The organism is Thermodesulfobacteriota bacterium, assembly GCA_031082315.1.
Lineage (GTDB): Bacteria > Desulfobacterota > QYQD01 > QYQD01 > QYQD01 > QYQD01.
In genome coordinates, this window is record JAVHLC010000009.1 from 43,882 (window position 1) to 58,110 (window position 14,229).

Below are 14,229 nucleotides of genomic sequence, written 5' to 3' on the forward strand. Positions count from 1 at the left end.
TGGTCAATTCGTGGCAGAACGCCTCTTATCCAAAATCCTCCCCACGCGCTCCAGCAAGACCTTGCTTTCTACAGGCTTTTCCACATAGTCGTCTACATCAAGCTGCACGCCGGTCTCCAGTTCGTAGCGGCGCTGGCTGACCCCCTCCCTTATGGAGCTGAGGATAATAATCGGCATATGGGCATATTTGGCACGCCTCGGATCTTTAAGGGCCTTACACACCTCAAAACCATCCATTTTGGGCATAAGAAGATCAAGGATAAGTAAGTCCGGCTGCTCTTCCTTGAGGCGTGTCAGGCATTCTTCGCCGTTACAGGCAGTAACTACTGTATAACCGACGGATCCGAGTATCATCTCCAGGGTCTCACGCATATCCGGATCGTCATCCACTACCATAATCTTTGCATTCGTTCCCATGGGTCCTCCTTCATACGGGTTACGAGTTACACGTTCTACTCCATGCGAAACGCAATCCCGCAACGAGCAACAATCATTACACTATCGGCCTGGGCATCAGCCCTGCCTCCTCAACAATGCGCGGCACGACATCCTCCCAGGCCACAGCCATGATATGAACGCCGTGAACTCCTTCAATCTCCTTGACCTGTTCAATGATCTCGATAGCTATCTTCAGGCCTTCTTCCTTGGCGTCCTTGGCCCCTTCCATCCGGCTGACCAGTTCCCTCGGTACGGAGATGCCGGCCACGTTCTTGGCCATGTACCGCGCCATGCCCACGGATTTGATGGGAATAACCCCGGCCAAAACATGCACCTTCTCATGCAGGCCCTCGTCTCTGGCCATGGCCATCCAGCGGGAGAACCTTTCCACATCAAATATCCCCTGGGTCTGGATGAAATCAACCCCTGCCTTTATCTTTTTGGCCAGTCTTCTGACCCTGAACTCAAAAGGATCCGCAAAGGGATTGGCCGCAGCGCCGATATAGAGCGGGATATCGCCCGAGATATCCTCTCCGTTCATGAACTTCTTCTCATCGCGCATCCTTTTGACCGTCTGTATGAGCTGAATGGAATCAATATCGTAGACCCCCTTCGCCTGCGGATGATTGCCGAATCTCTGGTGGTCACCGGATAGACAAAGCAGATTACGGACTCCCAGCGCCACGGCGCCCAGAATGTCGCTCTGAATGGCGATCCGGTTCCGGTCGCGCACCACCATCTGCATCACGGGCTCTATACCCAGTTCCCTCAGAAGAACGCACCCGCTGAGGCTGGACATCCTCACGATGGCCGTCTGGTTGTCCGTTATGTTCAAAGCGTCACAGCAGGTCTTCAGGAGTTCCCCTTTGCGCTTGACCACCTGGCCCGAAGTTCCCTTGGGTGGCCCGCACTCCGAGGTTACGGCGAACTGCCCGCTTTCCAGTATTCTCTCCAGACTGCTTCCCGATTTCATACTTTCAGATCCTCTCTCACAATCTTCCGCGGACCACCGTGGGGACTCGCCGACCAATCCTTTATGGGGAAAATCTCGTCAAGCTTGTCCAGTCGATTGAGACCCTTCAGACGGTCATATATTAGCTGCCATACGCAGTCCACGTCCTTGCTTATCTCGCATTTCCCATTGACCGAGCCGCCGCAGGGGCCGTTGAAGAGGCCTTTGGAACATCGGGCTATGGGACACAGTCCGCCGGTCATGTCCAGAATGCACTGGCCGCAACCGGCACAGCGCTCGGACCAGACGCCGTGTTCCTCCGTGACTCCCATGAATTTGGTGTTTAGTGCGGGGAGGAAAACGGTGTTCGCATAGGTATCTGCCAGAAAATTGACGCCTACGCCGCAGGCCATGGACAGCACCGCGTCGTACTCGCCTATGGACCCGGAGAGCTCCTGAAGATACTCCGGATCACACTGCCGGACAAGGGTTTTCTCAACAATCTCAACGGGTTCCCCTTTTTTCTTGCGGTCCATGCGAATCAGCGACGAAAGGATCTCCACCTCTTTGGCGCCGCCGGCAAAACACACCGTTACGCAGGTGCCACAACCAAGAACCAGGATCTTTTGGAACCCCTTCAGCATCTCGACAATTTCAGTAAATGGCTTCTGTTCGCCAACAATCATACGTTATTCTCCTCGTTCTCCACGTAGCGGACTCGGCCCGAGCTTCTCTATCCGCTCCACCATCTCTTTTGCCACCTCGGCAAAGCGCCCGCCCTGAGCCGCAGACATGTTGTACATCTCCACCCTTTCCGGCTCAATGCCCAGGTCGCGCAGGAGCCCTTTAACGTATTGAACCCGTTTTTTCGCCTTGAGATTTCCGGTCTGGAAATGGCATTCCCCTTCCAGGCAACCGGCCACATAGACACCATCCGCCCCCTCTTCCAAGGCCCTGAGGATGTGAATAATATCCACCCGTCCGGTGCACGGAACGCGTACGATCCGAACATTGGATGGGTATTGCAGTCGCGCTGAGCCTGCCAGGTCAGCCGCAGAATAGGCTCAATACTTGCAGCAGAAAGCTACGATAACTGGAGTAAAGTCTTTCAACCTGCCGCCTTTCTCAACAAGGCCCTGCATCCGGCAATGACCTGTTTATCTGTAAGATACTTGAAACTGATGGCTTTGGCCGGACACTCGGCCACGCATATTCCGCAGCCCTGACAACTGGCCGGATCGATCTCGGCTTTGCCCTCTGCGTTGATGGCCGGGACATGATAAGGACATAGTCTGACGCAGGTCAGGCAGGACACACAAAGGTCCGGGCTGACGGAGGCCACCACACCCTCGATCTCGCGGCACCCTTTGGCCAGCAGGGCCCCGGCCCGTCCCGCTGCCGCTTTGGCCTGAGCGATACTCTCCTCCATGGGCTTGGGATAGTGCGCCATGCCGCAGACGAAAACCCCCTCGGTCGTCAGGTCGACCGGCCTCAGTTTCATGTGGGCTTCGATGAAGAAGCCGTCATCGTTAACCGGCACCTTAAACATCTCCGCCAGCTTCTTCTGCCCGGTTGACTCGATCGCAGTGGCCAGAGAGACGAAATCAGGATAGATCTCCAGAGTCTCGCCAAGAAGCCGATCGGTCACCGCCACCTTCAGACGAGCGGCGCCGCCAGCGCCGGTTACCGACTCCACCCGGGGTTTGTCCGCCGGATCGTAGCGCAGGAAGATGACTCCCTGCTCCCTCGCCTGGCGGTAGAGGTCCTCCCGTTTGCCGTAGGTGCGCACGTCGCGGTAGAGGATGTAGACCTCTATTTTCGGATTCAGCCTCTTCAATTCCAGGGCGTTGGCTGTGCTGTGCGTGCAACATATCCGGCTGCAATACGGGCGGTGCTCGTCACGGGAGCCGACACACTGAATGAAGACAGCCGATTGCGCTTGCTTGATCCTGCCCGGTTCTCGGGCTATGACCTGATCCAGCTCGACCCCTTGATAGACATTTGGATCTTGTCCGGCCAGGTATTCTTCCGTCCTTGCCGGCCCGGCGCCGGTAGCCAGAATGGCCGCACCATGTTCAATCTTGCGTGTGCTGCCGTCCCCACCGGACACTACCGTCGTCTCAAAATTTCCCACCGAACCGGTAACGTTCTTGATCGTAGTCTGGAGGTAAACCTGTACGCGTTCGTGGGCTGTGACGGCCTCAACCAGGCCGGCTACGTAGGACTGGATATCTTCTCCCTGCCATGTCCGCCGCAACGAGGTCGCCTGGCCGCCGAGGTACTGGTCCCTCTCTACCAGATGCACGGTGTGGCCCTGGTCAGCCAGCTCCAGAGCGCTGACCATGCCCGCCACGCCGCCTCCCACTACAAGAACGTCCCTGCTGGCGGGCAGCTTCATGCCGGGCAGAGCCTCGGCCAGACGCATCTTGGCCACAGCCATACGAATCAGGTCTTTGGCCTTTTCTGTAGCTGCTTCCGGCTCACTCCGATGCACCCACGATCCCTGATCCCGAATATTCACCAGCTCAAATAGAAACTTATTCAGTCCGGCTTCACGCAGCGTCTGCTGAAAGATAGGCTCATGCGTGCGCGGGCTGCAGGAGGCTACCACAACCCGGTTGAGCCCGTGCTCTTTGATGACGGCCTTCATCTTTTCCTGGGTGTCCTGAGAACACGTGAAGAGGTTGGACTCGACGTAGGCCACACCAGGAAGGCTGCCGGCGTAGGCCCTCACGCCTTCGACATCGATCACGCCGCCGATGTTGATGCCGCAATGGCACACAAAGACGCCCACCTGCGGTTCTTCTCCGGTGACGTCCAACTCCGCAGGATAGCTCTTTTCCTGCGACATGGTATGTCTCACCTCGCTAAGGAGGGTAGATGCTCCGCAGGCGGCGGCGCTCGCTTCCATGACCGACTGGGGGATGTCCTTCGGCCCTTCGGACGCCCCGCAGACATAGATACCCGGACGCGAGGCGGCGACGGGAGAAAGGTCTCCGGTTGCCACAAAACCGTATTGATCCACATCCACATCCAGCCGTTCCGACAGATCAACCATGTCCGGCGCCGGCTTGAGGCCCACGGACAGGACCACCATATCAAAAGGCTCCGCGCTTATTCGACCGTCCTCGGTGGCATACCGGAGCAAGAGCCCCCCATCCTCAAGAGGACTGATATTCTGGATACGGGAACGGATAAAGCGAACGCCGGATTCCTCTTCCGCTCGTCTGTAGTACTTATCGAAATCCTTGCCTGAGGTGCGCATGTCCATGAAGAAGATAGCCGTGTCCAGCGGTTCCGCGCTGTGCTCCTTGGCAATGACCGCCTCCTTGATCGCGTACATGCAGCAGACCGCTGAACAGTAACGGTTGGTCCTGTCCCTCGATCCTACGCACTGTAGCCAGGCGATCTTCTTCGGGGGATTCCCGTCGGAGGGTCGCACCAGGTGGCCGCGGTAGGGGCCGGTAGCGCTCAGAATCCGCTCAAATTCCACACTCGTCACCACGTTGGGGGAATTGGCATACTGAAACACCGTACCCTGCGACAGACCGCAGCCCGTGGCCACGACAATAGAACCCACCTCAAACGTTACTTCTCGGTCGGTCTGGGTCAGATCGACGGCCTGCGTGGGACAGTATTTGGCACAGGCCCCGCACCGCCCCGGCTTGTTGAGCCAGATGCAGTTTACAGGATCAATTGCGTATTTCAAGGGAACGGCCTGGGGATATTGAATGTAAGCCGCCTTTCTGACGGCAAGGCCGGCGTTGAACTCGTCTTTCACCTTCTTTGGACACTTCTCGGCGCAAGTCCCGCAGGCAATGCACTTCGTCTCGTCTATGTACCGCGGATGCCGTACGATCCTGACTTTGAAGCGGCCTGCCGTACCGGAGACCTCCTTCACCTCTGAAAGTGTCAGAATCTCGATGTTCAGGTGCCTTCCGCATTCCACCAGTTTCGGTGAGAGTATGCACATAGAGCAGTCATTCGTTGGAAAGGTCTTGTCAAGCTGGGCCATCACGCCGCCGATGGCCGCCGACCGCTCCACGAGATAGACAAAAAAGCCGGACTCCGCCAGGTCAAGCGCCGCTTGAACGCCGGCGATTCCGCCGCCGATAACCAGTACCGAACCTACTTTGGGCTGGGGAATGCTAGTCACCTTACTTACCACCTATGCAGTGAGCGCATGCATCCCGAAGGAGTTCTTCGCGATTCAGAGGCTGCTTCTGTCCTTTCTCGCCGAGAAAAGAATTCAGCATCTCAGTCCTGAACTGCTGTCCAAGCCTTTCAAGCTGTTGCCATCTGGCCAGGAACGACTTGGGGATGTAGCCGTTTTCGACGGCCATCTGCCGGAGAATGACCATGGCTTCGCTGAATCTCACGTCCTGCGGGCAGACAAAGGAGCAGGTATTACAGAGAGAGCAATACCATATGGTATCCGAAGACAAGACCTGATGCTTCTGCCCGAGAAGGATCATGTGAATGATCTTGCGAGGGTCAAAACCTTCCCGGACCCCGCTTACCGGGCAACTGGCCGTACATGTACCACAGGCAAAACAACGTTTGATATTGTCCCCGCCCAACCTTCGGGCCAGGTCGAATTTGAATTGCGGATCAATCTCGCTCTTGGTCATAGCCGACATACTAGTCTCCAATCTGTTACCCGTTGACCGTTATCCGTTGTCCGCCGGTGAACGGTGAACACTCATTTTAGCGGGTTCGCCCCCAGTTTTTCCGCCCGTTCGGTCATCTCTTTGACTGCCCGGACAAAACCATGAGGATCTGACGCACCGATATAAAACATCTCCAGGCGGTCACCGCCTAGGCCGATTTCCTCCAAAAGCGTCTTGGCATAAGCTACCCGCTCTGCGGCCCGCAAATTTCCTTCAACAAAGTGGCAACTGCCTACCTCGCAGCCCCCGACGAATACAGTATCCGCTCCAGCCTCAAAGGCCTTCAATATGTGCTCGATAGATATTCTGCCCGTGCATGGATACTTCACGATCCGGACCGTCGGCGGATATTGCAGCCGCTGGGATCCGGCCATGTCCGCGGCCGTATAGGTGCAGTACGTGCATACCAGTGCCTCGATCTTAGGCTGAAATCCCTTTGAGGTCTCAGGTGTCTCGCCCGTCACATTCGTGGCCGGGACTGCCGGTTGTGGTTCCATATTCTGTCTTTCCTTCCTTTCAGCTCGCCGCCCGGTCAAGCTCGTACAGCGCGCCTATCTTGGCAACGTACTGTTCATCCGTATTGTGCCCGACGGTGATCGCCCCGCGCGGACAAGCACTGGCGCAATTGCCGCAACCCTGGCAGGCGGCAGCATCGATAACAATCACTCCCTCGTCCTCATCGAACCGGGGCACTCCGTAGGGACAGGTGCGGACACAGGTCAGGCATGCGATACATTTCTCCGCATCAACGTGTGCCACATCCCCGCCGGCAAGCATCCTCTTCTTGGACAAAATGGTACACGCCCTGGAAACCGCGCCCTTGGCCTGCGCGATGGACTCGTCCACAAACTTGGGGCCGTGTGCCAGACCGCACAGGAAGAAGCCCGAGTTGGCGAAATCAAGCGGCCTCAGCTTGAGGTGCGCCTCCATGAAGAAGCCGTCCTGGTCCACGGGCAGCTTGAGAACCCCGGCCAGCTCGGTGCTGTCCCCCTGCGGCCTTACGGCCGCGCTCAATACCAGGCGGTCCGCCCTGAGTGCCAGTTCCGTCCCGAGGTTCTGGTCGTAGACACTCACCGTGAGATGCCCGTTCCCGCTCGTAATCTCAGGTTTCCTTTCCGGTTCGTAGCGGATGAATCTCACACCCTCTTCGCGGGCCTTCTTGTAGTACAGCTCCTTAAAACCAAAGGTCCTCATGTCCCTGAACAGGACATAGACATTCATACCGGGATTCAATTCTTTCAGCTTGCGGCTGTTCTTTACGGCGGCCGTGCAACAGATCCGGCTGCAGTAAGGGTGCTCCTCGTCCCTGGAGCCGACACACTGTATCATAACCACGTCCCGGATGCCCTTCAGATCACCCGCGTCACCGGCCAGTTGCTGTTCCAGCTCTCTTTGGGTGAGAACGCGGTCGTCCTGACCATACAGGTACTCCTGAGGTTTGTACTCCTGTCCACCTGTGGCTATGATGGCTGCCCCATAGGAGATACTGATCCTCTGACCGTCTGCGCCGATGGTGCTCTTGAACTGACCGACATGACCACCATAGTCAAGAACCCTGGCATTCGTATACACGGTAATGAGCGGGTTTTCCTTCACCTTCCGGACCAGCCGTCCCACGTACTCCGCCGGGTTCGTGCCGTCCTCCGTATAGTGGATCAACCTGGCGTTGCCGCCCAGCTCGGCCGTCTGCTCCACGAGGCATGTCTCGTAGCCGTTTTCGGCCAGCCCCAGGGCCGCCGTGAGACCTGCCACGCCGCCTCCGACGACAAGTGCCTTCGGCGTCACCTCGAAAGGCGTGTCCGCAAGCGGTTCCAGGCGAGCGGCCCGGGCCACGGACATCCGCACCAGATCCTTGGCCTTGCTGGTGGCTTCCCGGGCGTGACCGGCATGTACCCATGAAGCCTGATCGCGGATGTTGGCCATTTCGAAGAGATACTTGTTGAGGCCGGCTTCCCGCAGCGTATCCTGAAAGAGGGGCTCGTGGGTGCGCGGCGAGCAGGAGGCTACAACCACGCGGTTCAGTCCCTGCTCTTCGATAGCTTTTTTCATCTCCTGCTGGCTATCCGTGGAGCAGGTAAAAAGGTAATTTGTCGCATACACCACGCCGGGCAAGGACTTTGCGTACTCAGCCACCTCTTTGACATCGATCACACCCGCGATATTGATGCCGCAGTGACAGACGAAGACGCCGATACGCGGCTCCTGGCCTTGAACGTCCTTCTCCTCCGGGTGAGATTTTTCGCTGATCATGGTGCCCCTGGCATCCGCCAGAAGGGCTGCCGCTGCTCCCGCCGCGCTGCTGGCCTGGGCAACGGTATCCGGTATGTCCTTCGGGCTCTGGAAAGCGCCGCTGACGAAAAAGCCTTCCCGCGAGGTAGAGACAAGATCCAGCGGCTGCGTCCGGCAGAAACCGAACTCGTTCAGCGCGACGCCGAGTTTGCCAGCCAGTTTCTGAAAGCTCGAATGGGGACGAAGCCCCACGGACAGCACCACCAGGTCAAAGACCTCGGTCTGGATGCGCCCTGAGGCGTCCAGGAAGCTGATCTCCAGCGTCTTGTCCTGCGGGTTTTCCACTACTCTCGAAACCATGGACCGGATATAACGCACACCCTGCGACCGGGCTCGTTCGTAGTACCGATCGAATCCCTTGCCCTGGGCACGAATGTCGATATAGAAGATGCTCGGTTCTATCCCCGGGTCATGGTCCCTCGAAATGAGGGCCTGCTTCGTGGCGTACATGCAGCAGACGTAGGAACAGTATTCACAACCCACCGTCGCGTCCCGCGAACCCACGCACTGAATCCAGGCGATTCTCTGCGGTTTCGTCCCGTCGGAAGGCCGCTGAATGTGGCCTTCGAAGGGGCCGCCGGCCGACAGAACACGCTCGTAGTCCAAGCTGGTCAATACGTTGGCATAGCGGCCGTACCCATACTCGCCCTTGAGCCGCGCGTTGAACGTCTCAAAGCCGGGGGAGAGAATGACGGCGCCGGCGGCGAACTCTACGATCTCATCCTGTTGCTCGAAGTTGATGGCCTGGTTCGGACAGAACTTCTCGCAGGCACGGCACCGTCCCGTCTTGAAGTATATGCACTTGTCCTTGTCGATGGTATAGACGAGAGGAATGGCCTGGGCAAAACTCAAGTAGATGGCCTTCCTGTATCCCAGCCCCTGGTTGAAGGCGTCGCGCACTTTCTTGGGACATTTGCTGGCGCACAGACCGCAGCCGATACATTTTTGCGGGTCAACGTAGCGAGCCTTCTTCCTGACGCTCACGCGGAAGTCCCCCGGGTTCCCCAGAACGTCGACAACTTCGGCGTAGCTCAAGATCTCGATGTTCGGATTCTTCGCCACCTCGATGAGCTTCGGCGATATCATGCAGGTTGAACAGTCGTTCGTGGGAAAGGTCTTGTCCAACTGGGCCATAACCCCGCCGATGCTGGGCCGCTCTTCCACAAGATACACTTTGAATCCCGAGTTGGCAGCGTCGAGGGCCGACTGCATTCCGGAGATACCTCCGCCGACCACCACTATGGCACCAGTCTTTCCGCTTGTGCCCGACTCTCCCTGCTTAACCATTACTGACACTCTCCTGCCTTCGCTCATGTGACTGTGCAAAAATAATCACTTCTCCCGATTTGACTTAAGGCGCAAGCCCAGCCTGCGTCAGAAGGGCCGTAGGATCCACAAAGTGGCGGGAAAACCAGGTACTGACATCTCTATGTCCCATGGCCAGACCCATGAGCTCAGTAAAATAGAGGACGGGCAAGTAGTAATCGGTTCTCATGGCCTGGTTTATCTTGTCCTGATACATATCCAGATTGGCCTGGCACATCTGGCAGGACACGGCGATACAGTTGGCCCCGGCCGCCACGGCCCGCTGGTACAGTCTCCCGACCAGTTCGAAAACCAGATCCTGCCTGGGAATGGCGTGGCTCGCTCCACAGCAGTCCGTTTTGTACGACCAGGGAACTACCTCGGCGCCGAGGCACGCCAGAATGCGGTCCATGCTCATCGGGTTTTCGCAGTCGTCGGCGTCCGTAATTTTAGGCGGCCGGCTGGACATACACCCGTAGTAACAAACGGCTCTTATCCCGGCAAGCGGCTTCGTCACCTTTCCTTTGATTATATTCAGTACTTCTTCGCGCCCCATATAGTTGGCCAGGTCCCATATCCTGACGCGCCGTTCACCGGAAGCGGCATCCTTTTCGGCAACTTTGAGCCGGTTGTAGCAAAGGGGACAGGGCACCACCAGATCACGACCTGCGCGGTCGGCTATAACCAGGTTCCTGCGTGGAAGGTCGATAGAAGCCCCATGGTCGATGCTGTGGGCGGAGCTGGCGCCGCAACAGCTCCAGTCCGCCAGCTCATCCAGACCGATCCCCAATTCCTGGCAGACAGCGTGGATCGATTCGCTGTAGTCTCTGGCCGTTCCTTCCAACGAGCAACCGGGGTAATAACTAACTTTTTCCATAGGTGCCTACTATTTCAAGATTTCCCTGATCTCTGTCTTGCCCTTGATACCCTTGGGGAAGAGGCGCATGCGGCCCTTCTTGAACATGGCCCAACCGAGGGCGAGTTCTTCGCCGAGGGTTTTGTCTTCCAGTTTGGCCTTCAGCTCCCCGCTCTCCCTCAGGTAGGTTCCCACGAGACCGGCTTCGAATACCCGGCCCCGTCTCCTTATCTCGTTCAAAAACGCCCTGTGAAAGACGTATGTCTTGGGCTGCGGAATCTCCATTCCGCTCCGGATCGCCGTTTCCTTGAGGTAGTCCATTATTCCGGCCACATCTACCGCGTTCGGACAACGGGTGGTGCACGTCTCACAACCCGAACAGACCCAGACCGTGTTGCACGCGAGAACCCGCTCCCGCTGTCCCATCTGAACCAGACGAATCACCTGATCGGGGTAGATGTCCATAGCGAAAGTCAGGGGACAGCCGACCGTGCACTTTTTGCACTGGTAGCACGCGGAGACTTTGACCCCGCTCTCACTTTCCACCGTCGCCAGCCACGTGGGCTCTATGCGCATCGCGTTTTCCATGTATCCATCCCGTGCGGTCAAATGCCCGCTGCCTTGATGATGTCGATGATCTTTTCCTCATGACCGGGGGCCGAGATGTGTACCCCGTCACATAAGTTCTTTTCCTTCATGCTCTTGATGAGCCGGACCGCAACTTCCACTCCCTTGTCTATACCTGACCCTTCAATCTCGGCAAGGATATTCTCCGGAACAAACAACCCCGGGCGACTGCCGTCCCGGTACGCCGGGACCTCGTCAGACACCAGGAGGCGAACACCCGCCAGCAACTTGACCTTTTTTTCTCTCGCCTCCTTCAAGAAGGGTTTTAGATTGTCAATATTGAACACCGGATGGGTCACCACAAAGTCAACTCCAGACTGGATCTTCTTCTGGAACTTGAAAAGCTGCGGCTGCAGAGGATCGGCTTCCGGATTGGCCACGGCCCCCACGCAAAATTCAGGCATGCCCTGGAGCGTATGTCCGGTCATATCCTGTCCCCGGGTCAAGTCACGGACTGCCTCCAAAAGCTGAATAGAGTCCAGGTCATGGACCGGCATGGCATCGGTATGGTCGCCAAAAGAAACGTGATCGCCGCTTATACAGAGAATATTTCTTATCTTTAAAAAAGCCGCCCCTAACAGGTCGGATTGTAAGGCCATACGGTTTCGGTCACGGCAACTGACGTGCATAATCGGTTCCCCGCCGCTCTCCGCGATCACCCGACACAGGGCCCATGGGCTCATGGTCATAACCGCCCCCGGGTTGTCCGCCACACCGACTGCATCAACGATGTCCTTCACATCCTTGATGGTCGACATCACCATGCCTACGTCCGTACCTTTTGGAGGGACGATTTCCGCAGTCACCAAGAATCTTCCCGAATCGAGGGCTTCTCTAAACGATCGTGTCATCTTTCTTTAGTCTCCGTTTGTAGGCTTCGTGGATCAATACCGCAGGAAATGCCTGTCTGCTGTTCTTGCGGGGTGGAAGTGTCTCGCGTATCTGTGCCAGGCCCCCACGCGCCGCCAGACGCTCATATATCTTGGCCCAGGCACAATCCATCTCCGGATTGATCTCACATTTTCCGTGCCGCGTGCCAGCGCAGGGGCCGTTCAGGAGGCCCTTGGCACACATGGTTACCGGACAGATGCCCGCCGTTTTACCCAGCACGCAGTCCCCGCAGGACCGGCACCGTTCCGTCCATACGCCGGGTCCCTCGGCCACTCCGATAAAAACCGTGTCCAATCCCGGAGCTACCGTGCTACGGTCATAGACATCGCTGAACAGTTGGACCCCCGCCCCGCATGCCATGGATATAACCATATCATAGTCCGACACGTTTACTTTCTTACCAAGGTCAACCAGGAACTCGCGGTCACATTGTCTCTCAACCGTGGCTTCGTCCACCTGCACACTCTGCCCGTCCAGCTTCAAGGTCATGCGAATCTGGGAAGCCAGGATGGAGACTTCTTTCTCGCCTCCGGCCAGGCATACGGCAACACACGTGCCACAACCCACGATCAAGACCTTCTTGTGTCCGGAAACAACTTGTTTGATAGCATCAAACGGTTTTCTCGTCGCAACGATCACGGCTCATCACCCCATAATACCTTCGGTCTATACACATCGACTAAGTGCTCCGCGGGCTCCTCGCTCGTTCCTTGCCTGTTCGGGTGCCTGGAACTCATGTCGCTGTGTATGAGAGGTCAGCTACTGGCTAACCCGGCCTCGTCTCTTCCCATGGCATGGACCTGACTGTTCGCATCTCCTCTGCCCACAACAATGGCCCCTCGCGGGCATTCCACCGTACAGAGCCCGCAAGCGCGACACTTCAGCGGATCGACCTGAACAAAGGCCCTCTTGTTCTTTCCCCGGTAGATGGCCTCGAACGGACAGACGCGGGCGCAGGTCAAGCACCCCACGCAGCGTCCCGCTTTCACTCTGGCCACCTTGCCCCAGCCCTGCAGAGTCGGAAGATCAACGTATTCCCCTTGAACCGCCATCTGGCGCAGGGCACTGATTACGGTACTCATCCGCACTCCCTGCGGGCAGGCAAACCGGCAGGTGTCACACCGTGTGCAGTGCCAGATCATTTCTGAAGAAAGAAGCCTGTCTTTGAGACCCAGAATGACCATGTGTATGATCTTTCGCGGGTCGTACAGGGGGTTGTCCCTGCTCACGGGGCAGATGCCCGTGCACGTGCCGCAGGCAAAACAGCGCCTGATGTCTTCCGCACCCGGCATATCGGCCAGTACGAACTTGAAGTCCGGATCCAGATCTTCACTACGTATAAGTGCCAAGCTTGTTCCCAATGTCATCACCTGTCACGTTTCTTTCCTTAGGCCAACGTCCAGCGTCCATCCTTCTCCGAGACTTGCCCTTTCTTCCCCAGTTTGCCCAGGTACTCCCCGATCTCCTCAGGCGACCACCCCACCCGGCCGGCGAGGTCGGCCGTGCTCAGCGGACCCTGTCGCTCCAGCCTGAGCAATATCTCCTGGCCCCCCACCTCGGACTTCACCATGGGACCGAGCTTTTCGTCGATCTTCCGTTTCACTACGTCAAGCCCATAGTCGCCTTCCTTCCGGAAGTCCTTGGCCAGATTGCCGAGGCCGGCCCGCACCTTCATGATCCCCGCAGCCTGTCTGGCGGCAGCGAGTTTTACCAAAAGTTCCTCCCGTTCCTTTCCCTCAACCTGGCCCATGGGTCCCAGACCTTCTATCTTTCTAGTGAAGGCAGTAATGAGGTCCACGAATCGCGGGGCCTCGGCAGCCGAGGCCCAGTCAAGGGCAAAACGCTCGGGATTGACCCCCACGTCCTCAAGAATGGCGTGAACCAATTCGGCTGTCAGTACGGCGTCGTAATTACCAACCTGGTAATGGCATTCACCCAGGTGTCAACCGCCGACGAATATCCCGTCCGCTCCGCAGGCAAAACCCTCCAGAACGAACGTGGGGTCAAGCCGGCCGGTGCACATGATCCTGATGGTACGCAGATTCGTTGGGTACTGATACCGCCCCACCCCGGCCGAATCAGCCGCAGCGTAGCAGCACCAGTTGCACAGAAAGCCGAGTATCTTTGGTTTGTATGAATTCTGAACCATCCTACCTCCCTAAAAAAGTTCAGCCACGAATGAACACAAAATTACACTAATA

14 protein-coding genes are annotated in these 14,229 nt (G+C 57.3%); all 14 read right to left on the bottom strand.

The window, feature by feature from the left end; translation table 11 throughout:
- Window positions 1-3: 3 nt before the first annotated feature.
- Window positions 4-417 (bottom strand): response regulator, encoded by a 414-nt coding sequence (locus RDU59_09130; protein ID MDQ7838636.1) that lies wholly within the window; start codon window positions 415-417, stop codon window positions 4-6.
- Window positions 418-493: 76 nt separating this feature from the next.
- On the bottom strand, window positions 494-1,411 hold the full coding sequence (locus tag RDU59_09135; protein MDQ7838637.1) for a methylenetetrahydrofolate reductase: 918 nt from the start codon (window positions 1,409-1,411) through the stop codon (window positions 494-496).
- Window positions 1,408-2,076 (bottom strand): methylenetetrahydrofolate reductase C-terminal domain-containing protein, encoded by a 669-nt coding sequence (locus RDU59_09140; protein MDQ7838638.1) that lies wholly within the window; start codon window positions 2,074-2,076, stop codon window positions 1,408-1,410. Before RDU59_09140 ends, RDU59_09135 begins: the two co-directional genes overlap by 4 nt.
- A gap of 3 nt (window positions 2,077-2,079) precedes the next feature.
- Window positions 2,080-2,532: a hydrogenase iron-sulfur subunit gene (locus RDU59_09145; protein MDQ7838639.1), complete on the bottom strand. Its 453-nt coding sequence runs from the start codon at window positions 2,530-2,532 to the stop codon at window positions 2,080-2,082.
- Window positions 2,499-5,546, bottom strand: coding sequence for an FAD-dependent oxidoreductase (locus tag RDU59_09150; GenBank protein MDQ7838640.1), 3,048 nt, complete (start codon window positions 5,544-5,546; stop codon window positions 2,499-2,501). Before RDU59_09150 ends, RDU59_09145 begins: the two co-directional genes overlap by 34 nt.
- A 1-nt stretch (window position 5,547) precedes the next feature.
- The gene (locus RDU59_09155; protein ID MDQ7838641.1) at window positions 5,548-6,030 is read right to left on the bottom strand and encodes a 4Fe-4S dicluster domain-containing protein; all 483 of its coding nucleotides are present in this window, start codon (window positions 6,028-6,030) and stop codon (window positions 5,548-5,550) included.
- Window positions 6,031-6,092: 62 nt separating this feature from the next.
- On the bottom strand, window positions 6,093-6,557 hold the full coding sequence (locus RDU59_09160) for a hydrogenase iron-sulfur subunit (protein ID MDQ7838642.1): 465 nt from the start codon (window positions 6,555-6,557) through the stop codon (window positions 6,093-6,095).
- A gap of 19 nt (window positions 6,558-6,576) precedes the next feature.
- Window positions 6,577-9,663: a CoB--CoM heterodisulfide reductase iron-sulfur subunit A family protein gene (locus RDU59_09165; GenBank protein ID MDQ7838643.1), complete on the bottom strand. Its 3,087-nt coding sequence runs from the start codon at window positions 9,661-9,663 to the stop codon at window positions 6,577-6,579.
- Window positions 9,664-9,700: 37 nt separating this feature from the next.
- Window positions 9,701-10,531, bottom strand: coding sequence for a CoB--CoM heterodisulfide reductase iron-sulfur subunit B family protein (locus RDU59_09170; GenBank protein MDQ7838644.1), 831 nt, complete (start codon window positions 10,529-10,531; stop codon window positions 9,701-9,703).
- Window positions 10,532-10,540: 9 nt separating this feature from the next.
- Window positions 10,541-11,098 carry a 4Fe-4S dicluster domain-containing protein gene (locus tag RDU59_09175; protein MDQ7838645.1) on the bottom strand — a complete coding sequence of 186 codons (558 nt, stop codon included), beginning with the start codon at window positions 11,096-11,098 and terminating at the stop codon, window positions 10,541-10,543.
- Window positions 11,099-11,115: 17 nt separating this feature from the next.
- Window positions 11,116-11,988 carry a methylenetetrahydrofolate reductase gene (locus RDU59_09180; protein MDQ7838646.1) on the bottom strand — a complete coding sequence of 291 codons (873 nt, stop codon included), beginning with the start codon at window positions 11,986-11,988 and terminating at the stop codon, window positions 11,116-11,118.
- Window positions 11,972-12,667: a methylenetetrahydrofolate reductase C-terminal domain-containing protein gene (locus RDU59_09185; GenBank protein MDQ7838647.1), complete on the bottom strand. Its 696-nt coding sequence runs from the start codon at window positions 12,665-12,667 to the stop codon at window positions 11,972-11,974. The genes RDU59_09180 and RDU59_09185 overlap by 17 nt, the downstream gene beginning before the upstream one ends.
- A 116-nt stretch (window positions 12,668-12,783) precedes the next feature.
- On the bottom strand, window positions 12,784-13,377 hold the full coding sequence (locus RDU59_09190; protein MDQ7838648.1) for a 4Fe-4S binding protein: 594 nt from the start codon (window positions 13,375-13,377) through the stop codon (window positions 12,784-12,786).
- Window positions 13,378-13,415: 38 nt separating this feature from the next.
- On the bottom strand, window positions 13,416-14,177 hold the full coding sequence (locus RDU59_09195) for a hydrogenase iron-sulfur subunit (GenBank protein MDQ7838649.1): 762 nt from the start codon (window positions 14,175-14,177) through the stop codon (window positions 13,416-13,418).
- Window positions 14,178-14,229: the final 52 nt, after the last annotated feature.

Bases quoted from the DNA above. Each gene is read 5' to 3' on its own strand.
- RDU59_09175 (MDQ7838645.1), bottom strand. From the start codon at position 11,098: ATGGAAAACGCGATGCGCATAGAGCCCACGTGGCTGGCGACGGTGGAA.
- RDU59_09180 (MDQ7838646.1), bottom strand. From the start codon at position 11,988: ATGACACGATCGTTTAGAGAAGCCCTCGATTCGGGAAGATTCTTGGTG.
- RDU59_09130 (MDQ7838636.1), bottom strand. From the start codon at position 417: ATGGGAACGAATGCAAAGATTATGGTAGTGGATGACGATCCGGATATG.
- RDU59_09170 (MDQ7838644.1), bottom strand. From the start codon at position 10,531: ATGGAAAAAGTTAGTTATTACCCCGGTTGCTCGTTGGAAGGAACGGCC.
- RDU59_09155 (MDQ7838641.1), bottom strand. From the start codon at position 6,030: ATGTCGGCTATGACCAAGAGCGAGATTGATCCGCAATTCAAATTCGAC.
- RDU59_09140 (MDQ7838638.1), bottom strand. From the start codon at position 2,076: ATGATTGTTGGCGAACAGAAGCCATTTACTGAAATTGTCGAGATGCTG.
- RDU59_09160 (MDQ7838642.1), bottom strand. From the start codon at position 6,557: ATGGAACCACAACCGGCAGTCCCGGCCACGAATGTGACGGGCGAGACA.
- RDU59_09165 (MDQ7838643.1), bottom strand. From the start codon at position 9,663: ATGAGCGAAGGCAGGAGAGTGTCAGTAATGGTTAAGCAGGGAGAGTCG.
- RDU59_09135 (MDQ7838637.1), bottom strand. From the start codon at position 1,411: ATGAAATCGGGAAGCAGTCTGGAGAGAATACTGGAAAGCGGGCAGTTC.